Below are 20,193 nucleotides of genomic sequence, written 5' to 3' on the forward strand. Positions count from 1 at the left end.
CTCGTCAGGCTCATAACCTGAAGGTCGCAGGTTCAAATCCTGCCCCCGCAACCAAATCCCAAACAACACAAATACGCCCCAAGGGGCGCTTCATGCGTTCCAGCTCCGCGATCCCGCCGCCAAGACCGCCGGAACACTCCAAAAACACACCAAAAACTCACAAAACCCCGCCTCCAGCGGGGCCTTCTGCGTTCCAAAAACACACCGTAACAGCCAGAATCCCAAGCCCACCCCATCAACCCACCCAACCCCTCACCGGTCCTGCCAACGTTCCATCATCATCCCGTAAAACCGCTCCGCCGACGGCGATAACGTAACACCCAACCGACGTACCAATCCTACCGTGCGAAAAGCATCGCATGTATCCCGCTGGTCGGGCTAGGGTGCGCCCGCGGCACGGCACTGGCCGTCCGACACATCTGCTCCCCCTGAGGTTCCGATGAACGATCTTTGCATCATGGTCGCGCCGAACGGCGCGCGCCGCACCCCGGCTGACCATCCCGCGCTGCCGGTCACGCCCGCGGCGCTGGCCCGGACCGCCCGCGCCTGCCAGGAGGCGGGCGCATCGGCGGTGCATCTGCATGTGCGGGACGAGGCGCTGCGCCATTCCCTCTCGCCCCAGGCCTACCGCCAGGCCATCGCCGCGATCGAGGAGGCGGCGCCCGGCCTCGTGATCCAGACCACCACCGAAAGTGCCGGAATCTTCTCGCTGGATGACCAGGTCGAGGCCGCGACGGCGCTGGCGCCCGCCTGCCTCTCCTTCGCGCTGGCTGAAGTGATCGCGCAGGGCGAGGCCCGGGGCATGGCCGTGCTGCACGACCTGCAGGCGGCGGGGACCGGCGTGCAGATCATCCTCTATACACCCGCGCAGATCCACGACTGCGCCCGCTTGATCGACGCCGGTTCGTTGCCGGTGAGCGACCTGCCGCGGCTTCTGCTGGTGGCGGGCCGCTATTCGGCGACGCTCGATTCCGACCCGGCAGAGTTCGATGCGCTCCATCGCGCGCTGGTCGAGACCGGGCTGGCCGAGGCGGCGCTCTGGATGACCTGTGCCTTCGGCCGGGGCGAAATGGCAATCCTGGAGCGTACCATCGCGCTGGGGGGCCATGTCCGCGTCGGTTTCGAGAATGCCATCACCGATGCCGAAGGCCGCCCGGCGCGGGACAATGCCGAGAGGGTGGCCATGGTCGCCGCCATCGCCCGCCGACTGGGGCGCGAACCGGGCGGCCCGGGGCTCGCGCGTCGGGTGCTGGGGCAGCGGGGGGAACGGGCCTTGCTGCACCCTTGGACCGAACAAGAGCACCGGGCCTGATCTTCCAGCACGACATCGCGACGCAGGCGGCCGGTCAACGGCGGGGCATGCCGGTCTCCCGGGTCCGCAGTCTGGAAAACCCGACCTCGACCATGCCCCTTGCCGATAGAGACGGCCTTGGCTGGTTGCGCTTCGGCCATGATCCGGGCCGGGCGCCGCAAAGCCTGCAGCTGGCGGTTGATCGGCCCCATCCGGAAACTTCGCACGGCAAGGAATTACCCGGCGGGTGACAAAGATCGCGCGCTGTACCGCGAATTCCGATGCGGCGTTCCAGGCAAACAGGGCTGCAGGCCGAAGCGGAAAAGAAAACGCAATCTGGTCAAGGGCTTCCGACCAAATCGGCAATCCGCTGTCGGACAGCTTATTCCCCGGTTTCCGATCCGCGCCGCTGCCGTTACGGCATTTGACGATAAAAGCGGTGCCGGGGTGATGCGGTAGAATTGACTCGTTGATAAAATCTGTGTCTCTTCCTCTGATTGTCTGAAAGAAGCAGGCAAATCACCATCAAGGAGACGACCATGACCAAGCTCGCTCGCGCACTGAGCCTTTCGGCTTCGGCTGCCGCGCTGGCCCTGGCCGCCGGGGCCGCACAGGCCGAAACCGTCCGCTGGGCCCGCGTCGCCGATGCGCTGACCCTCGATCCGCACAGCCAGAACGAAGGCCCGACCCTGGCGCTGCTGCGCCATGTCTACGGCACCCTGGTGTCGCGCGCCGTCGATGGCTCGCTGACGCCCGATCTGGCCACCAGCTGGGAAATCCACCCCGAAGACCCGACGATCTGGGTGCTGCACCTGCGTGAAGGCGTGACCTTCCACGACGGCTCGGCCTTCACCGCCGAAGACGTCGTGTTCTCGTTCGAGCGCGTGCTGCACGAAAGCTCGGGCTTCCGCGCCATCCACGCCGATGTCGTCGGCGCCGAGGCGGTGGACGATTACACCGTGCATGTGCAGATGAGCGGGCCGTCGCCCCTCTATCCGAACAACCTCACCAACTTCTTCATCGTCGACAAGACCTGGGCCGAGGCGAATGACGTCGTTGCGCCCCAGAACTACGCTGCCGGCGAAGAGAACTTCGCGGTTCGCAACACCAACGGCACCGGCCCCTATCAGCTGGTCTCGCGCGATCCCGAAGTGCGCACCGTTCTGTCCGTGTTCGACGGCTATTACGGTGACGCGCCGCAGGTGACCGAGGTGATCTACCAGCCGATCGCCGAGGCCGCGACCCGCATCGCCGCGCTGCTGTCGGGCGAGGTCGATTTCGTCCAGGACGTACCGGTGCAGGACATCGCCCGTCTGGAACAGACCGACGGCATCGCCATCACCACCGGGCCCGAGAACCGCAACATCTTCTTCGCCTATAACGCGACCTCGCCGACCCTGCGGTCGACCAACGTGGCGGACAACCCCTTCTCGCATCCCGAGATCCGCGAAGCGATGGCGCTGGCGCTTGACCGCGACGCGATCCGTCAGGTGGTGATGCGTGGCCAGTCGCAGCCTTCGGCCGCGCCGCTGCCGCCCTTCGTCAACGGCTGGACCGAAGAGATGAACGCCTATGGCGCGCCGGATTACGAGCGGGCCGCGGAACTGGTGCGCTCGGTCTATCCGGACGGCTTCTCGGTGCAGCTCGACTGCCCGAACGACCGCTACCTGAACGACGAGGCGATCTGCCAGGCCACCGTCGGCATGCTGGGCCGCATCGGCATCAACGTGTCGCTGAACTCGCAGACCCGCTCGCTGCACTTCCCGCTGATCGAGAATCTGGAAACGGATTTCTATCTGCTGGGCTGGGGCGTGCCGACCTTCGATTCGGCCTATGTCTTCAACTTCCTGGTTCACACCCGCGAAGGGTCGTATGGCGCCTATAACGGCGGCCAGTATTCGAACCCGGAAGTCGATGCGATGATCGAAGAGATCGCCACGATGACCGATCTCGACGCGCGCAACGCGATGATCGCGCAGATCTGGGATCAGGTGATGGAAGACCGCGTCTTCCTGAACGTCCACAACCAGCTGCTGGCCTATGCGGTCCGCGAAGGGATCAACATCGACGTTCATCCCGAAAACTCGCCGACCCTCTGGACTGTCACCATCGACTGATCCGCCTGGTCAAGGCGCCCGGGCCTCTCCGGCCCGGGCGCCGCTTCGACCCCAGACATCAGCGCCGCTGATTTCCCTGCGCTCGCCCCATTCCGGGACCCGCCCATGATCGCCTTCATTCTCCGTCGCCTGCTGCAATCGGTCATCGTCATGATCGCCGTCGCCGCGGTATCCTTCTCGTTGTTCCGCTTCGTCGGTGACCCGATCAACTCGATGGTCGGGCAAGAGACCTCGATCGCCGACCGCCAGGCCCTGCGCGAGAGTCTGGGTCTGAATGACCCCATCGTCCTGCAATTCGGCCGCTTCCTGGGCAATGCCCTGCAAGGCGAATTCGGCATCTCCTACCGGCTGCAGATGCCGGTTACCGAACTGATCCTGCAACGCCTGCCCGCCACGGTCGAACTGGCGCTCGTCTCGGGGCTTCTGGCCTTCGTGCTGGGCCTGTCGCTGGGCGTCTATACCGCGCTCCGGCGCCGGGGCGTGCTGTCCAACATCATCATGACCGCCTCGCTGATCGGCGTGTCGCTGCCCACCTTCCTGATCGGCGTGCTGCTGATCTGGGTCTTCGCCGTGGAACTGCGCTGGCTGCCCTCGAACGGGCGGGGCGAGGTCGTGGCGCTGGGGGATTGGTGGTCCACGGGCTTGCTGACCCATTCCGGGCGGCTGGCGCTGATCCTGCCCGCCATCACGCTGGGCCTATACCAGATGACGCTGATCATGCGGCTGGTCCGGGCCGAGATGCTGGAAGTCCTGCGCACCGATTACATCAAATTCGCCCGGGCCCGCGGCCTGTCGGCCCGCGCCGTGAACTTCGGCCATGCGCTGAAAAACACGCTGGTGCCGGTCATCACTATCACCGGGTTGCAGCTTGGCTCGATCATCGCCTTCGCCATCATCACCGAGACGGTGTTCAACTGGCCGGGCGTCGGCGCGCTGTTCATCAACTCGGTCCGCTTCGTCGATGTGCCGGTGATGGCCGCCTATCTGATGATGATCGCGCTGATCTTCGTCGTGATCAACCTGATCGTCGACCTTCTCTATTACGCCGTCGACCCCCGCCTGCGCGTGGACCGCGCCGGCAAGGCCCATTGACGGGAGCTCCGCCATGACCTCGAAGACACCCGGCCGTCTCTATCGCCTCTGGGACAGCGACCTGTTCTATGCCTTCCGCACGGCGCCGGTCGCCATCGTCGCCACGCTGGTGGCGCTGACCATCATCGCCTGCGCGGTCCTTGCGCCCTGGCTGGCGCCGATGAACCCCTACAACCCCGGCGGCCTCAACCTGATGAACGGCTTCACCCCGCCGATGGAGCCCAACGCCTTCACCGGCGAGACCTTCCTGATGGGCGCCGACAATCAGGGCCGGGACATGCTGTCCACCATCATGTACGGCACCCGCACCTCGCTTTTCGTCGGCGCCATGGCGGTGCTGTTTGCCATGACGCTGGGCATCTCCATCGGGCTTTATGCCGGATGGCGCGGCGGTTGGGTCGATGGCGCGCTGATGCGGGTCGCCGATGTGCAGCTGGCCTTCCCGGCGATCCTGATCGCGCTGTTGATCTTCGGCATCGCCCGGGGCTTCATCCCCGACAACCTGCGCGACCAGCTGGCGATCTGGGTGCTGATCGTCGCCATCGGCCTCAGCGACTGGGTGCAATTCGCCCGGGTCGTGCGCGGCGCCACGATGGTCGAGAAGAACAAGGAATACGTGCAGGCCGCCCGCGTCATCGGCGCGCATCCGGCCAAGATCATGTTCCGCCACATCCTGCCCAACGTGATGGGGCCGGTGCTGGTCATCGCCACCATCTCGCTGGCGCTGGCCATCATCGCCGAGGCGACGCTCTCGTTCCTGGGCGTCGGTGTGCCGCCGACCCAGCCCAGCCTCGGCACGCTGATCCGCATCGGCCAGGGCTTCCTGATCTCGGGCGAGTGGTGGATCCTGCTTTTCCCGTCCCTCACCCTTCTGGCGCTGGCGCTGTCGGTCAACCTGCTTGGTGACTGGCTGCGCGACGCGCTGAACCCCCGTCTTCGTTAAGGGAGCCCGCCATGGCTGACCCCCTTCTGTCCGTCCGCGATCTGGTGGTGGAATTCCCCACCCGCCGCGGCACGCTGCGCGCGCTGGACCGCGTGAGTTTCGACATCATGCCCGGCGAGGTGCTGGGCATGGTCGGCGAATCCGGTGCCGGGAAATCCATCACCGGCGCCGCCATCATCGGCCTGATCGAGCCGCCCGGCCGCGTTGCCAGCGGCGAGATCCGGCTCAAGGGCGAGCGGATCGACAACCTCCGTCCCGAGGCGCTGCGCAAGATCCGCGGCAAGCGGATCGGCATGGTGTTCCAGGACCCGCTGACCTCGCTCAACCCGCTCTATACGGTGGCGCAGCAGCTGATCGAGACGATCCGCACCCATATCGACTGTTCGGAAGCCGAGGCCCGCAAGCGCGCCGTGGCCCTGCTGGACCGCGTCGGCATTCCTGCCGCCGCCCGCCGCATCGACGATTACCCGCACCATTTCTCGGGCGGGATGCGGCAGCGGGTGGTGATCGCGCTGGCGCTTTGCGCCGAGCCGGAACTGGTCATCGCCGACGAGCCGACGACGGCGCTGGATGTGTCCGTGCAATCGCAGATCATCGAGGTGCTGAAGGACATTTGCGCCGAACGCGGCGCGGCGGTCATGCTGATCACCCATGACATGGGCGTCATCGCCGAGACCGCCGACCGCGTGGCCGTGCTCTATGCCGGGCGCGTGGCCGAGATCGGGCCAGTGCGCGAGGTCATCACCGAGGCGCTGCACCCCTATACCCGCGGCCTGATGGGCTCGATCCCGACGCTGACCCAGGAAAGCGACCGGCTGGTGCAGATCCCCGGCGCCATGCCGCGGCTCAATGCCATCCCGCAGGGCTGCGCCTTCAACCCGCGCTGCGACAAGGCCTTCGCCCCCTGTTTCACCGACCGGCCCGAGCTTCTGGCGCTGGAGGGCGGGCGTCAGGTGGCCTGCTGGCTGCACGACACCGCCAAAGCGCAGGAGGTGCCCCATGGCTGAACCCTTGCTGAAGATCGAGGGCCTGACCCGCCGCTTCGACGTCTCGAAACCCTGGCTCAACCGGGTGATCGAGCGGGACGAGAAGCAATTCCTCACCGCCAACGCCGATGTCAGTTTCGAGATCGCCAAGGGCGAGACCTTCGCGCTGGTCGGCGAAAGCGGGTCCGGAAAATCGACCATCGCCAAGATGGTCGTGGGTCTGCTGCCCCCCTCCGCGGGCACCATCACCTTTGCCGGGCAGACGATCGACACCTCGGCCGGCATCCCCCGCAGCCTGCGCCGCCGCTTCCAGATGATCTTTCAGGATCCCTTCGCCAGCCTCAATCCGCGCTGGCGGGTGGGTGAGATCATCGCCGAGCCGATCCGCACCTTCGGCCTGATGAACCCGACCGACGCCCGCAAGGAAGCCGCCCGGTTGCTGGAAGTGGTGGGCCTGTCCGCGGGTGACGTGAACAAGTTCCCGCATGAGTTCTCAGGCGGGCAGCGGCAGCGGATCGCCATCGCCCGGGCCCTGTCCTCGAAGCCCGAGTTCATCGTCTGCGACGAGCCGACCTCGGCGCTGGACGTGTCGGTGCAGGCGCAGATCCTGAACCTGATGCGCGATCTGCAGGACGAATTCGGCCTGACTTACCTGCTGATCAGCCATGACCTGTCCGTCGTGCGGCACATGTCCTCGCGGATCGGCGTCCTATACCTCGGCCGTCTGGTGGAGATCGCGCAGGCCAAGAAGCTCTTCACCGAGCCGCAGCACCCCTATACCCGGATGCTGCTGGATGCGGTACCGGATCTGGCGCTGTCCGGCCGCAGGCGCCGTCCGGTCGAGGGCGAGATCCCGAACCCGATTTCCCCGCCGTCCGGCTGCGCCTTCCATCCGCGCTGCCCGCTGGTCCATGACCGCTGCAAGCGCGAGGTGCCGCTGCCCCGGCCGACCCCGATCGGCCAGGCCGCCTGTCATGCGCTGGACAGGGTCGCGCCCGCCGCCTGACCCCGCTGTCCGAACGGAGCCGACGCCTCAGCGCGTCGGCCTGCGGAAGATGACGAAGGCCCCGCCCGGGCGCCCGCCGTGGCGCTGGTCGGCGATGGGATGGATCTCCAGCGACAGGGGGCCGGACTCGGTCGTGCCCTGACCCGCGAAGACGGCGCCATCCTCGATGGCCCGCGTCACCTCGGCGGGCAGGTCGCAGAAGGGCAGCCGCGGCCCCACGACGGTCAGGCTGCGGCCGACATCGTGTTTTTCCAGCAGGAACCAGCGGGCCACATGGTTGCTGAACCGGCGGATGTTCAGCCTTGCGTCGACCACGAGCAGGCCGATGTCGAGGATCGTCAGCAGCGATTCCGTCTCGGTGTTCAGGAAGGACAGCTCGGCGATCTTCTGTTCGTGTTCCGCGCTGACCGTGACCAGCTCCTCGTTGACCGCGTGCAATTCCTCGTTCGAACTCTGCAGCTCCTCGTTCGAGGCCTGGAGTTCCTCGTTCGAGGCCTGAAGCTCTTCGTTCGAGGCCTGCAATTCCTCGCCCGAGGCCTCCAGCCGCTCGGTCACGTGCTGCAGCGTCTCTTCCGTCAGCCGGAGGTCGCGCTCCAGCTCGTGCACGCGCTTGGACAGGACATTGGCGTCGTCCGTCGAAATGCCGTTCGAGGGGGTCTCAGCCTCGGAGTGCCGCTCATGCTCGTCCGCTTCCAGCCGGACGCGGATCAGCAACAGCAGCGGCTTCTGATGCCGGTCCAGCGGCTCGAAATGCAGGGTCACGCCCTGATAGCGCCCCTTGTTCAGATCGACCGTCACCCGGCGCGAGAACGGGTCCATCGCCCCGCCGCGCAGTTTTTCCAGCGCCACGTTGATGACGAAATGCAGGTCGCGGTGCAGGATGTGTTCCACCGACCATTCGGTCAGGTTGTTGTGGGTGTCGACAAAGGCGCTGGCGGCGCCGAACCAGGCCAGAACCTCACCATCCGACGAGACGATGATCGACGAGGGCGCATAGGTCTTGAGCAGCTGGTCATAGGCCCTGAGCAACGCCTCGCGCCCGCGGTGTTCGGCGTATTCGCCCAGCCCGGCCGAGGCCCGCCGCGACAGGGTCAGCCCCGCCTGCCCCCAGGGAAGGCCGGGCACCTCGTCCCGGGTGAAGCGCCGGGTCAGGCGCTTGGGCAGAACCTCGCGGTCAAACACCCGCCGCCCCGAGGTCTTGCGGAACAGCCGCCAGCGCCCGTCCAGGGTTTCGAATTCATCGACGAAATGGCCCAGCGTCTCGGACGGGCCCAGCAACAGCACCCCATGCTTGCGCAGCCCGAACAGGAACATCGAGATGACCCGCGCCTGCGCCTTTTCCCGCAGGTAGATCAGGAAATTGCGGCACGACACCAGATCGAGGTCCAGAAACGGCGGGTCGGTCAGCGTGTCATGGACCGAAAAGATCATCCGCTGCCTGAGCGAGGCGCTGATCGTGTAATACTCGCCCCGCCGCTCGAAATACCGCTCGCGCAGCAGCTTGGGGATCTTGCGCACCGCCGCCGCCGGATAGGTCCCGTTCGAGGCCCGCTCGATGGATTGCTGGTGCACATCGGTGGCGATGATGCGAAAGCCCCGTGTGTTGCCGGTGGCGCGCAGGGCCTCGGCCAGTTCGATGGCGATGGTATAGGCCTCCTCGCCGCTGGCGCATCCGGCGACCCAGACCCGCACCGGGGTCTCGGTGTTCTGATCGGCGGCAAAGGCGTTGAGCGCGGTTTCCCGCAGCCGGGCGATGGCGTCGGGATCGCGGTAGAACTCGGTCACGCCGATCAGCAGGTCGTGGTACAGCTCGTTCACCGCCTCGGGCGAGGATTGCAGCAGCGCCAGATATTCGGTCGGATCCTCGATCCCGCGCAGATGCTGCCGCCGGATGATCCGGCGTTGCACGTTGGTTTCCTTGTAGGCGCTGAAATCGAGGTTGTGCTGGCGTTCCAGCAGGCGAAAGATCGCCAGGCTGATGTCCTCGGTCCCCGAGCGGGCCTCGGGCACCGACGGCAGGCCCGAATCAAAGATCTCGCGGATCGCCTGCGGGATCTCGGCGGCGCCTGCGACCCGGTCGTGGATGCCCAGCGTCAGGATCGCCTGCGGCATCGAGGGGAAATCCGCCTCGGCCGGGTCCTGCACCACCAGCACCCCGCCCGCGGCGTGAAACACCTGTGCCCCATGCGCCCCGTCATTGCCCGAGCCCGACAGGATCACCGCCGCGGTCTTGCCCGAGGCGCGCGCCGCCAGCGAGGTGATCATCGTGTCGATGGGCAGATGCGGCACCGAATCCTCGGGGCCATAGCTGGCAGTGCGGAGCGTGTTGCCCTGCAGGCCGGCCCGCATGTTGGGGCGGTTGAGGAAGATGGTGTCGGGCGCGATCTCGAGCCCGTCCTCGATATGGCGGATGGCCAGCCGGGTCTTCCGCGCCAGCAACTCATCCATCATCGAGCGGTAATCGGGCGAGAGGTGCTGAATGACGATGAAGCACCAGCCCGCGGAATCCGGCGCATTCGCGAAGAAGCGTTCCAGCGGCACCAGCCCCCCGGCCGAGGCGCCGATCACCACCACCGGGATCGTCGTGTCCCCGGCGGCCCTCTCCCCGGACTCGGTCATGTCCCGTCCCTCCGTTTCCCTGTAGCGCCCGTCTGGCACCCCATCCGGCACAAGCGGCGCGCAGCGACGGCGGGGGCAGGGGCAGGGGTGCAAAAGCGTCTCACGCTGTCCGATAGGCCCGTTCGGGCGCCGGGCGGCCGAAGTGATACCCCTGGGCAAAGGTACAGCCCATGCTGAGCAGCATCTCGGCGGTCGGCGCGTCCTCGACCCCTTCGGCGACCAGCGACAGGTTGAAGGCCTGCGCGATCTCGATCAGCGATTTGGCGATCACCCGCTGCGACGGGCCCTGCCGCATTTCGGCGACATAACTGCGGTCGATCTTGATCATGTCCACCGGCCAGAGCCGCAAATGACCCAGCCCGCCATAGCCGGTGCCGAAATCGTCCAGCGCCACCCGCGCCCCGCGCCGCCGCAATTCGGTGAGGTTCTGGAACACCGGCCCGGTAGTCGCCCCCAGCATGGTGTTCTCGGTCACCTCGACCACGATCTGTTCCCAGCGCAGGCGGTGGCGGGTCAGCAGCGTCTGGATCTCGAAAACGAATTCCGGCTTGACCAGATCGGCCATGCCCAGATTGACCGACAGCGTCTGCCCCGGCGCCTCGGCAAAGCCGGCAAAGGCGGCCAGCGCCTTGTCCAGCAGCGCCTCGGTCAGCTTCTCGGCCAGTTCCGGGGCCGAGAACACGGCCGAGAATTGCTGCGGCACCAGCAGTCCGCGGGGCGGATCGTTCCAGCGCGCCAGCATCTCGTATCCCGCGCGCCGCCCCGTGGTCAGGTCGATGATCGGCTGGAAATAGGGCTCCAGCTCGCCCCGCCGGATGGCCCGCAGGAACCGCGGCCGGATCAGCGTGGCGCTGAAATTGGCATGGGTTGCGGCGTCATAGATCTCGCCCGAACGGCACCGGGACTGCTTCGAGGCGTAGAGCGCGGCATCGGCCTGTTCGATCAGGACATTGAGCGGGATCTCCGGGCTGGTCTGCGCCGTGGTGCCGATGCTGATATGCCCGAGGGTGGGCTTGCCCAGCCGCGCCGCGACCCGCTGCACATCGCTGCTGCAGCGGTTCATCTGCGCCTCGAGCTGGTCCTTCACCTCGGCGTGCAGGGTCACGAGGGCGGCGAATTCGTCGCCCCCGATCCGGCCGATCACCGCGTCGCCGGGCAGGCTGCGCTTCAGCGCCGCGGCGATCTCTGCCAGATAGACATCGCCGAACTGATGGCCGTAGACGTCGTTCACCTGCTTCATCCGGTCGACATCGACCATGATCAGCGCATGCCGGCTGGCGCTGTCGCCCAGCCGCTCGTTGCAGCGCGCGCGGAACGCCTGATGGTTCAGCAGGCCCGACAGCCCGTCCATCTCGGCCAGCGCCGCCAGCCGCTGCGCGCGCCGCTTCTCGATGCTGTAGGCCAGAAGCAGCTGGTGATAGCCGCCGCTGCCCTTCACCAGGCTGCGCAGCAGCGCCAGGGCCGAGGCGACGCAGGGCTGTTCCAGCGGGGCCATGCCCGCCTCGCGGGTGGCGATGACGAAAAGGCCCAGCGCCTCGCCGTCCGGGCCATGGATCGGTACGCCGCGCATCACCCCCTCGCCCAGGGGCCATGCCAGCGGCCAGTCCGGCGCACCGCCCGCCTCGGGCGTGGCCAGCGCGCGCGGCCGGTGCCGCAGCGTCCGGGCCAGCGTGGCGATGGCGTCCGGCAGCGGGGCAGCAGGTCCGGCCGGGTCGCAGACGATCACCGAGTCAAAGGCGGGGAAGAACGCGGCGAGCGGGATGAAGGCGGCGCCCAGGCATGCCGGTGTCAGGCTGAGCCGGAGGACCAGGGCGATCTGTTCCCGCAGCTCCGAGGTCTCGACGAAACGCTCGTCATCCAATTCCTTACCTCCGCAGGGACTGGGCACTCACACACAACTTCGACGCGATTCTCGCGGTCGAAGGCCCATTAGGACGCTAATCTCCGGCCTTTCTCAAGCCTTGTTATGGCGTTACGCCGAATTGGCGCATGAAAGCCCGCAAGTTCGGCACAATCCCCGTCCCCAGCGGCCCGATCGGCGAAGATGCGCGGATCGCCGCAGCCCCCCGGTACTTTCGCCTCGAACGAGGCGCCGCGCTGCGCTATCCGGAAGGCGCGTGCCCGAAGCGGTGTTTTTGGCCTGTTTGGTGTGGCGTGACCGTCACACTTGGTGAGCAATATCGGTTGAGTTCATGAATCACCGTGCTAGGTGACGTGATGATTTGCGCGGTATGGCTGGCTGTGACATTGATACGGAAACATCGCGCGCACATTGGAATTGTGAGAAGATGATGACGACGCACGAGATGGGACCAGTGGACCGGGGTACGAGTATGCTGAGCATGGTCCGGCGGACCCTTTCGAAGGGCGCAGGCGCCTTGGCTCTGGTTCTGGCGATGGGGGCCTGTTCCGACGGATACGTGCGCTTCCCGGTGACCGAACAGGCCCAGCGCTCGCTGGGTCCCGATATCGAGGTCATCGTCCTCGACGCGACCAATATCGACGGCTTCACCCGCCCGGCACGCGGCTTTTCAGGCACCGACCTGCCGACCGGGCGCAACTGGACCTATATGGTCGGTGCGGGCGACATCCTGTCGGTGATCGTGTTCAACCACCCTGAGCTGACGCTGCCGGCCGGTGCATCGCGCAGCGCCTCGGAAAGCGGTTTCCAGGTCGGCGCGGATGGCACCTTCAACTATCCCTATATCGGCCAGGTGCAGGCCTCCGGGCGCCCGGTCGACCAGATCCGCAGCGACATCACCCAGCGCCTGCGCGAATTCATCCCCGACCCGCAGGTCGATGTCCGCATCGCCGATTACAACGCCCAGGCCATCGTCGTCTCGGGCGAGGTGCGCGAACCGAACCGCCAGCCGCTGACCGCCGTCCCGCTGACCCTGATCGAGGCGGTGAACGCCGCCGGTGGCTTCACCGATGACGCCGACCTGCGCGCCGTCTCGGTGCAGCGCTCGGGCCGGATCCATACCGTCGACGTTCAGGGCTTCCTGAGCGCAGGTTTGCGCCAGAACAACCCGGTGCTGCGCAACGGCGATATCGTCAGCGTGCCGCGTCGCCGGGCCGAGGAAGCCTATCTCCTGGGCGAGATCGCGCGGCCGGACGTCATGGACCTCTCGGTCGAGCCGATCACCCTGACCCAGGCCGTGACCCGGCGTGGCGGTCTGCAGCAGGGCCGGGCCGATGCCCGCGGCGTGCTGGTCTTCCGCCGTCAGCAGCTGCTGGAAGGCGGCGTGACGCGGGTCTGGACCCGGGTCTTCCAGCTGGATGTCTCGGATCCCGCCGGCCTCTTGCTCGGCACCCGCTTCGTGCTGGAACCGGGCGACGTGGTCTATGTCCTGCGCTCGCCGCTGCAACGCTGGAACGACACGATCAGCCGCCTGTTGCCCAGCGCCCAGGCCCTGAACGTGGCGCAGGATCTGCAGACGAACTAAGCCCCGGGCCAGGCGCCCGGCTTGGAAACGGCGCCCCTCGGGCGCCGTTTTTCGTGGCGGTTCAGGGGCATCGCTCCGGCGTCGGCGGATCGGCGCGCAGACCTGCCCGAAGCCCCGCAATAATGTTCACAACTTTCGCAACACGATTGAGAGAATCCGTGAATTCAACTATGATTTGCACCGTTCTAGTGGCGTTCAGTTCGGTTTTGCTTGACCTCCAAGCACCTGGCGCCGCGTCGATGACACGGTCGAAAGCGTGACGGGGGCATGACTGCGAGACTGTTGACCCAGGCACAAGATCCCCTCTGACCGATGATGGAGCGCAGGAATTTCCCCTGTGGGCGTCCTCCGGCTGAGCCGGATATTCTTTGAGGTTTTTCGATGTTTGATCCGTTGGTCGATGGAGAGGAGGTGGCGGCCCTGCTGGTCGCTGCAGCCGTTTGCGGAATCCTCGTCATCAAGACCCGCAGCACCTGGTCGCGGTTGATGCGCGTGGGCGACCTCGGCGCCATCCAGGCGGCCCATTCCACCCCCACCCCGCGGCTGGGCGGCATCGCCGTCTTCGTCGCGGTCGTCACCGCCGCGCTGCTGGGCCTGCCCGGCTGGGATTCGCTCTGGGTCCTGCTGCTGGCCGCCTCGGTCCCGCTCTTCCTGTCGGGCGCGGCCGAGGATCTGGGCTATCCCGTTGCGCCGGCCGGCCGGCTGGTTGCGGCGCTCGCCTCCTCGGTGCTGGTGGTCTGGTTCGGCGAGACCTGGATCTCGCATACCGGCGTGCCGTGGCTGGATGTGCTTCTGGCCTGGTCGCCGCTCGCCATCGTCGTGTCGGTCGTCGCGGCCGCGGCCGTGGCGCATGCCTTCAACCTGATCGACGGGCTGAACGGCCTGGCGGGATCGACGGCCCTGATCTGCGCCCTGAGCCTGCTGGCGACCGCCCTGTCGGTCAATGACATGGAGGTCGCGGTCATCGCCTCGGTCCTGGCCGCGGCGGTGCTGGGCTTCCTGCTGTTCAACTACCCCTTCGGCTCGATCTTCTTCGGCGATGCCGGGGCCTATACCGTGGGTTTCCTGCTGGCCTGGATGGGGATCCTGCTGGCGGGCCGCCACGCCGATGTCACGCCCTTCGCCATGGTGCTGGCGATGTTCTGGCCGCTGGCCGACCTGACGCTGGCCATCGTCCGCCGCTATCAGCGCAATTCGCCCCTCGCCGCACCGGACCGGCTGCATTTCCACCATCTCGTGCTGCGCAGCCTGGAGATCGGCTTTTTCGGCCGGGCGCGCCGCAACATCGCCAATCCCGTCGCCACCGCGGTCATGCTGCCGATGATCGCGGCGCCCGCGCTGGCGGGTTTCCTGCTGCACGACCAGCCCGGCGAGGCTGCGACGGCGCTGCTGGTCTTCTTCGCGCTCTATTTCGCGTTCTACCTGCTGGGCATGCGCGTCGCGATGCACGGGCTGCGCAACGGTCCCGTCAAGGCCCTGCGCGACGGCTCAAAGGACCTGCCTGCCGCCGAATGATCCCGGGTGCCTGTCAGGCGCCGGGCTTGCGGGCGATGATCTTCTGATAGGTGATCGGGCCGAGGCTGGTATCGGGCGCGATGCGGTCGCCGAAACAGACGTGATAGCCGACCAGCCCCGCCACCGCGTTGCGGGCGAAATAGCGCGGCATCACCTTGAGCGCGAGGCGCCATTTGCGCTGGACGAAGGCCTTCGTGGCCCGGCTGTGCAGCGTCGTCAGCCCCGCCTTCGTCTGCTCGGTGATATCCTCGGCCGTCGTCACCTCCAGCCCTGCCGCAGCGAAGGCCTGCTGCCAGCGCCCCTCGTCATGAAAGCCGCGGGCGACGGCGGTGGTGATCTCGTAAAGCTTGGTCGCGGTGACCAGATCCTCGGGGAATTCCCCGAACCCGGGCTTGCGATGGGCGTCGAACAGGACCACATGCCCGCCCGGGCGCAGATGCCGGGCAATCAGCCGGGCGACCAGCGCAAGATCGCTGGCATAGCACAGCGTCTCGATGCCGAAGATCGCGTCGAACTGGCCCAGATCCTCGGGCAGGTCCTCGAAACTGGCCTTCCGGAAGCTCAGGTTCGACAAGGCGCCGGCCTTGGCCTTGGCCCCGGCGCGCTCCACATGCTGGGTCATGAGGTCGGTGCCGACGAAGGCGACATGCGGGAAGCGTTCCGCCAGATGCAGCGAATTGGCCCCCAGCCCGCAGCCCAGCTCCAGCACCCGCTGGCCCGGCCGGTCGTCCAGATGCCGCGCCACCTCGGCCGCCTGGGCGAAAAAGGCCTCGCCCTCGCTCAGCGTACCGTCGTGCAGCGGCAGATGCATGCATTGCCAGGGATTGTAGAGCCGCGAATAGCCGGGCAGCGATTGCCGGTAATAGGAATCCACGAAATCATCCCCGGTATCGGCGATGATCCGGTCGATGCCGAACGAGCGGTCGATCAGCGCCAGCGAATGACTCAGGGAAAACAGAAGCGGCGCCTCGCTGATGATCCGCGGGTCCGGGGTGGCATCATCGGCCGCAGCCTTCATGTCGAGATTCGTCACGGAAAGAACTTTCGAGGATCAAGAAGGGAAGTCGCGTCGTAATGTCGGGGCGTCATTATCAAACTCGCCGGAACAGGGTCCAGATCGGGCTCGCGCCGCGCCCGTGAAGGTGCCGTATCCCGTCCGCCATGCCGCGATGACGGTGGCGCGGCGCGATCCCCCCGCGCCGCGCCGGTCCCGTCAATCGGTCCGCTGCTTGTATTCGTAGCGATAGCCATAGGCATAGCCGTAGCGGCTGCTGCTGCGCGCCTTGCGCGGATCGAAGCCGTTCAGCACGGCGCCATTGAAGCGCAGCCCGGCCGAGGCGTAGATCTTCATCGAGGCGTCGATCTCCTTGGGATGGGTCAGGTCGTGGCGGGCGATGAACAGGGTGGCCCCGGCCTCGCGCGAGACGATGACCGGATCGGTCACCGCCAGCGTCGGCGGGCAGTCGAGGATCGTCAGGTCGAAATTCTCGCTGCACCATTCCAGCAGATCGTGCATCTGCTTCCTCAGCAGCAGCTCGGAGGGGTTGGGCGGGTATTTCCCGGTGGGAATGACGTAGAAATCGGGCACCGGCCCCAGGAGGATGACATCCTCGACCGCGCGCTCGCCCGACAGGATCTCGGCTAGGCCGGGCTGCGAGCGGGGCAGGTTGAAGAAGCGGCGCAGCTGGCCCCGGCGCATGTCGGCGTCGATCAGGCAGACGCGCTGCCCGGCCTGCGCGGCCACCACGGCCAGGTTGGTCGACACGAAGCTCTTGCCCGCCGAGGGATGCGCCGAGGTGACGGCCAGCGTCGGGGATCGGGCATCGAGCATGCCGAAATGCAGACTGGTACGCAGCGAGCGGAAGGCCTCGATCGCCAGGTCGTCGGGACGCTCCAGGGCCAGGATCGGCTGATGCTCCTTGCGCTTGCCCCTCGTGTCCGATTGCGGGCTGTAATTGATCGTGGCGAACATCGGCAGGCCCAGCTGCTCGATCTCCGAGGCGTCCTGGATCCCCTTGTGCAGGATGTCGCGCAGGATCACGAAGCCGATACCGGCGATCATGCCCAGCAACAGGCCGATCATCAGGATCTGCACGCGGCGGGGCGAGATCGGACTGAGCGTGGCCGCGGCGGTATCGACGATGCGCACGTTGCCGATGGTGCTGGCGCGCAAGACCTCAACTTGTTGCGCCCGGGTCAGAAGCTCGGTGTAGAGCCGCTGCGCCAGTTCCATGTCGCGCGTCAGGTTGACGATCTGGCGCTGGGTTTCAGGCAGCTCGCCCACCTGCGAGCGCAGCTCGGCCAGCCGGGCCTCAAGGCGCGTGCGCTCCTCGATCAGCAGCCGGTAGGTGGGATGCGAAGGCGTATAGCGCTGGGACAGTTCGTCTTCGCGTTGGCGCAGTTCGGCGATCTGCCCCTCGATATTGGTGACCGAGGTGAGCAGCGTCTGCGTCTCCAGCGTCAGATCGACCGAGACCTGCTGCTGGCGGAAAGCGTTCAGCGCATCCTCGGCATCGCGCAGCGTCTGCTCGGCTTGCGGGATCTGCTGGCGGATGAAATCGAGGCTGCCCTCCGCCTGCGCCGCGCTGCGCGAGACGTTCTGGCTGCGATAGGCGTTGAGCACCGCGTTCAGCGCCCGCACATTCTCGGCGGAATCGGGCCCGGTGATCCGCAGATCCAGGATCCCGGAACTGCGGCCACGTTCGCTGACGCTGAGCCGGTCGCGCAGCGACGAGATCGCCGCGCTCTCGTTGACCTGCTTGAGCGTGTAGACCCGGCCTTCGGGCGCCTCGATGCGGCCCACGGTCAGGTAAAAGCCGATGTCGGGCAGGGCGAGCGGTTCGCCGACACGACCCTCGCGGGATTCTCCATCCGGGGTGGCCAGCGTGAAGGTGCCTGCCTCGCCCACCGTCAGCTCCAGCGGCATGTCCAGCCACGACGGCGGGACGGTCAGCTGCTGCAGCACCAGGCTGTCGCCCGGGCGGGCAAAACGCACGGGCAGGAAGGCGCCGATCACGGGCAGGTTGTAGCGGGCCACCATCGTGCCGAACCCGGGCGCCAATGCCGGTTCGACGCGCCAGTCCAGGTTGAGGCTGGCCACCGCCTGACCGACCACCAGCCGCGAGCGGATGATCTCGATCTCGGTGACGCTGCGCGGGTCGTTGGCGCCGAGCAGGTCGCTCATCTCGCTGGGCAGCGCCAGGGCGTTGCTGTTCTCTTCCAGCTGCAGGAGGGCGTCGGCCTGATAGATCGGCTGGGTGTTCAGCAAGATCACGAACGTCAGCACCAGGGCGGTGGCCATGGCCACCATCACGTAGAGCTTGCCCTTCCAGATCTTGAACACGATCTCGAGGATGTCGATCTCGCTGTCGTCGCGGGACGCGCGGTTGTCCTGCGGCGGCGGTGCGCTGTCCTGGCTCCGGCGTGCGCTGGCGTTCTGGTCTTCCAGCATCCTACCGACCCTTTCGCGGTGCCAGTTTGCTCGCCCATCCGTCGGCGGCCTTGGCAATCATATCATACACAGTTTCATGGAAAGCGCGCGGGTGACGATAGGGGTCGGGAATGCCCTTGCCGCCGACCCAATGGTCGAACAGCATGACCCGGCCCGACAGGTCCGGAACGCGGCGGGTGATCTCGTGCCGGTGGCCCGGCTCCATCACCAGGATCAGGTCGGCCTGCTGGCCCAGTTCACGGGTGAACTGACGCGCCGAATGACCGTCCAGGCTGAGACCGTGCTCGGCGGCGACCTCGGTCGCGGTCTCGTCGGCGGCGTGGCCGACCAGCGCGCCGATCCCGGCCGAACTCACGACAGTGGCGGCGCCGCTTTCGGCCAGGCTCCGGGCCAGCAGCCGTTCGCCGACCGGCGAGCGACAGATATTGCCGACGCAGACCACCAGGATGTGATTGACCTTCATGTCAGGATCTCAGCTTTTCGGAAGGAGGGCAGCCCTGATTGCGAGCGGATAGACGCGACGTCGCCGTCTTGGCAAGGCAAAAACACCCGTGCCTCCGCGCAGTTCCCGAAACCCGCTCATGCGGCGTTTGGGGAATGTCCGGGCCCGCACAGAAGGGTACGTACAAGAGGCGGTGTATCAATGAAAACGGGCCGAAAGCGATGGAACTTGCCCGTTTCTAGCACAAAGCAGGCCTCAAGAGAAAGCCTTGTCTTGCAGTCGCAGCATACCTTGGGCACACCGCTGCCGCCCGCGCAGGTCGTTCAGATCACAGGAAAAATCCGCATCATCCCTGCTGGTTTGCGGGCTGCTGACTGACACGTGAACGGGGCCGGTCCGCTCCGGGCGGGATGGACCGGCCCGAAGGGTCACAAGCTGGTGCGCAGCGCCCAGAGCTCGGGGAAGAGCTGCACCTCCAGCATGCGCCGCAGATAGGTCACCCCGCCGGTGCCGCCGGTGCCGCGCTTGAAGCCGATCACCCGCTCGACCGTGGTCACGTGGTTGAAGCGCCAGCGGCGGAAGTAATCCTCGAAATCGACCAGCTTCTCGGCCAGTTCGTACAGCTCCCAATAGCGGTGCGGATCGGCATAGACCGCGCGCCAGGCCTCCTGCACCGGCTCGGACAGCTGCCAGGGCCGCCGCAGGTCGCGTTCCAGCACCTCGGCCGGGATCTCGAACCCCGCCTGAGCCAGCGCCCGCACCGCCACGTCGTAGAGCGAGGGCTTGGCCAGCTCAGCCTCCAGCGCGGCGGTCAGGTCCGGGCGGTGGGCATGGGGTTTCAGCAGCGCGGTGTTGCGGTTGCCGACGCTGTACTCGATCAGCCGGTATTGCCAGGACTGAAAGCCCGAGCTTTCGCCCAAAGCGCCGCGAAACGTGGTGTATTCGCTGGGCGTCATGGTCCTGAGCACATCCCAAGCGCTGTTCAGCTGCTCGAAGATCCGCGCCACGCGGCTCAGCATCTTGAAGGCGGGGCGCGTCTGCCCCTCGGCCAATACCGCCCGCGCCGCGCCGATCTCGTGCAGCGCCAGCCGCATCCACAGCTCGCTGGTCTGGTGCTGGATGATGAACAGCATTTCGTCATGCGCGTCCGAGCGCGGATGCTGGGCGCTCAGGATCGCGTCGAGCGACAGGTAATCGGTATAGGACATGCGGCCGTCAAAGGCCATTTGCGCGCCCTCGCGCGCGGGATCATAGGCATCGGTCATTTCGGACTCCGGGTCGGATG

The 20,193-nt window shown here is 66.7% G+C and carries 14 protein-coding genes; 8 read left to right on the top strand and 6 right to left on the bottom strand.

The window, feature by feature from the left end:
- Positions 1-439: 439 nt before the first annotated feature.
- The 6 genes from VDQ18_RS11640 (at position 440) to VDQ18_RS11665 (ending at position 7,435) form a co-directional block, all read left to right on the top strand.
- The gene (locus tag VDQ18_RS11640; protein ID WP_323021105.1) at positions 440-1,312 is read left to right on the top strand and encodes a 3-keto-5-aminohexanoate cleavage protein; all 873 of its coding nucleotides are present in this window, start codon (positions 440-442) and stop codon (positions 1,310-1,312) included.
- Positions 1,313-1,830: 518 nt separating this feature from the next.
- Complete coding sequence (locus VDQ18_RS11645) at positions 1,831-3,408, top strand: ABC transporter substrate-binding protein (protein ID WP_323021106.1); 1,578 nt, start codon at positions 1,831-1,833, stop codon at positions 3,406-3,408.
- 105 nt (positions 3,409-3,513) lie between these two features.
- Positions 3,514-4,500 carry an ABC transporter permease gene (locus tag VDQ18_RS11650; RefSeq protein ID WP_323021107.1) on the top strand — a complete coding sequence of 329 codons (987 nt, stop codon included), beginning with the start codon at positions 3,514-3,516 and terminating at the stop codon, positions 4,498-4,500.
- Positions 4,501-4,513: 13 nt separating this feature from the next.
- Complete coding sequence (locus VDQ18_RS11655) at positions 4,514-5,443, top strand: ABC transporter permease (RefSeq protein WP_323021108.1); 930 nt, start codon at positions 4,514-4,516, stop codon at positions 5,441-5,443.
- 11 nt (positions 5,444-5,454) lie between these two features.
- Positions 5,455-6,450 carry an ABC transporter ATP-binding protein gene (locus tag VDQ18_RS11660; RefSeq protein ID WP_323021109.1) on the top strand — a complete coding sequence of 332 codons (996 nt, stop codon included), beginning with the start codon at positions 5,455-5,457 and terminating at the stop codon, positions 6,448-6,450.
- Positions 6,443-7,435 carry an ABC transporter ATP-binding protein gene (locus VDQ18_RS11665; protein ID WP_323021110.1) on the top strand — a complete coding sequence of 331 codons (993 nt, stop codon included), beginning with the start codon at positions 6,443-6,445 and terminating at the stop codon, positions 7,433-7,435. Before VDQ18_RS11660 ends, VDQ18_RS11665 begins: the two co-directional genes overlap by 8 nt.
- A 27-nt stretch (positions 7,436-7,462) precedes the next feature.
- Here VDQ18_RS11665 and VDQ18_RS11670 read toward each other — a convergent pair whose 3' ends face one another.
- Both VDQ18_RS11670 and VDQ18_RS11675 read right to left on the bottom strand, forming a co-directional pair.
- Entirely contained in the window at positions 7,463-10,054 is a 2,592-nt protein-coding gene (locus tag VDQ18_RS11670) for a CheR family methyltransferase (RefSeq protein WP_323021111.1), read from the bottom strand.
- Positions 10,055-10,154: 100 nt separating this feature from the next.
- Positions 10,155-11,915 (bottom strand): bifunctional diguanylate cyclase/phosphodiesterase, encoded by a 1,761-nt coding sequence (locus VDQ18_RS11675; protein WP_323021112.1) that lies wholly within the window; start codon positions 11,913-11,915, stop codon positions 10,155-10,157.
- A 472-nt stretch (positions 11,916-12,387) separates the two neighbouring features.
- Here VDQ18_RS11675 and VDQ18_RS11680 point away from each other — a divergent pair, with 472 nt between their 5' ends.
- Positions 12,388-13,500 (top strand): polysaccharide biosynthesis/export family protein, encoded by a 1,113-nt coding sequence (locus VDQ18_RS11680; protein WP_323021113.1) that lies wholly within the window; start codon positions 12,388-12,390, stop codon positions 13,498-13,500.
- 381 nt (positions 13,501-13,881) lie between these two features.
- On the top strand, positions 13,882-15,015 hold the full coding sequence (locus VDQ18_RS11685) for an MraY family glycosyltransferase (protein WP_323021114.1): 1,134 nt from the start codon (positions 13,882-13,884) through the stop codon (positions 15,013-15,015).
- A gap of 13 nt (positions 15,016-15,028) precedes the next feature.
- On the opposite strand, the gene VDQ18_RS11690 is transcribed toward VDQ18_RS11685, so the two are convergent.
- From VDQ18_RS11690 to kynA, 4 genes are all read right to left on the bottom strand, one after another.
- Positions 15,029-16,048 carry a class I SAM-dependent methyltransferase gene (locus tag VDQ18_RS11690; protein WP_323021115.1) on the bottom strand — a complete coding sequence of 340 codons (1,020 nt, stop codon included), beginning with the start codon at positions 16,046-16,048 and terminating at the stop codon, positions 15,029-15,031.
- Between the two features lie 180 nt (positions 16,049-16,228).
- Positions 16,229-18,466: a polysaccharide biosynthesis tyrosine autokinase gene (locus VDQ18_RS11695; RefSeq protein WP_323021116.1), complete on the bottom strand. Its 2,238-nt coding sequence runs from the start codon at positions 18,464-18,466 to the stop codon at positions 16,229-16,231.
- 1 nt (position 18,467) lies between these two features.
- Positions 18,468-18,929: a low molecular weight protein-tyrosine-phosphatase gene (locus VDQ18_RS11700; protein ID WP_323021117.1), complete on the bottom strand. Its 462-nt coding sequence runs from the start codon at positions 18,927-18,929 to the stop codon at positions 18,468-18,470.
- A 407-nt stretch (positions 18,930-19,336) separates the two neighbouring features.
- Complete coding sequence (kynA, locus tag VDQ18_RS11705) at positions 19,337-20,173, bottom strand: tryptophan 2,3-dioxygenase (protein ID WP_323021118.1); 837 nt, start codon at positions 20,171-20,173, stop codon at positions 19,337-19,339.
- Between the last annotated feature and the right edge of the window lie 20 nt (positions 20,174-20,193).

This window comes from Pararhodobacter sp. (assembly GCF_034676075.1).
Lineage (GTDB): Bacteria > Pseudomonadota > Alphaproteobacteria > Rhodobacterales > Rhodobacteraceae > Pararhodobacter.

Bases quoted from the DNA above. Each gene is read 5' to 3' on its own strand.
- VDQ18_RS11640 (WP_323021105.1), top strand. From the start codon at position 440: ATGAACGATCTTTGCATCATGGTCGCGCCGAACGGCGCGCGCCGCACC.
- VDQ18_RS11645 (WP_323021106.1), top strand. From the start codon at position 1,831: ATGACCAAGCTCGCTCGCGCACTGAGCCTTTCGGCTTCGGCTGCCGCG.
- VDQ18_RS11650 (WP_323021107.1), top strand. From the start codon at position 3,514: ATGATCGCCTTCATTCTCCGTCGCCTGCTGCAATCGGTCATCGTCATG.
- VDQ18_RS11655 (WP_323021108.1), top strand. From the start codon at position 4,514: ATGACCTCGAAGACACCCGGCCGTCTCTATCGCCTCTGGGACAGCGAC.
- VDQ18_RS11660 (WP_323021109.1), top strand. From the start codon at position 5,455: ATGGCTGACCCCCTTCTGTCCGTCCGCGATCTGGTGGTGGAATTCCCC.
- VDQ18_RS11665 (WP_323021110.1), top strand. From the start codon at position 6,443: ATGGCTGAACCCTTGCTGAAGATCGAGGGCCTGACCCGCCGCTTCGAC.
- VDQ18_RS11670 (WP_323021111.1), bottom strand. From the start codon at position 10,054: ATGACCGAGTCCGGGGAGAGGGCCGCCGGGGACACGACGATCCCGGTG.
- VDQ18_RS11680 (WP_323021113.1), top strand. From the start codon at position 12,388: ATGCTGAGCATGGTCCGGCGGACCCTTTCGAAGGGCGCAGGCGCCTTG.
- VDQ18_RS11685 (WP_323021114.1), top strand. From the start codon at position 13,882: ATGTTTGATCCGTTGGTCGATGGAGAGGAGGTGGCGGCCCTGCTGGTC.
- VDQ18_RS11695 (WP_323021116.1), bottom strand. From the start codon at position 18,466: ATGCTGGAAGACCAGAACGCCAGCGCACGCCGGAGCCAGGACAGCGCA.
- VDQ18_RS11700 (WP_323021117.1), bottom strand. From the start codon at position 18,929: ATGAAGGTCAATCACATCCTGGTGGTCTGCGTCGGCAATATCTGTCGC.
- kynA (WP_323021118.1), bottom strand. From the start codon at position 20,173: ATGACCGATGCCTATGATCCCGCGCGCGAGGGCGCGCAAATGGCCTTT.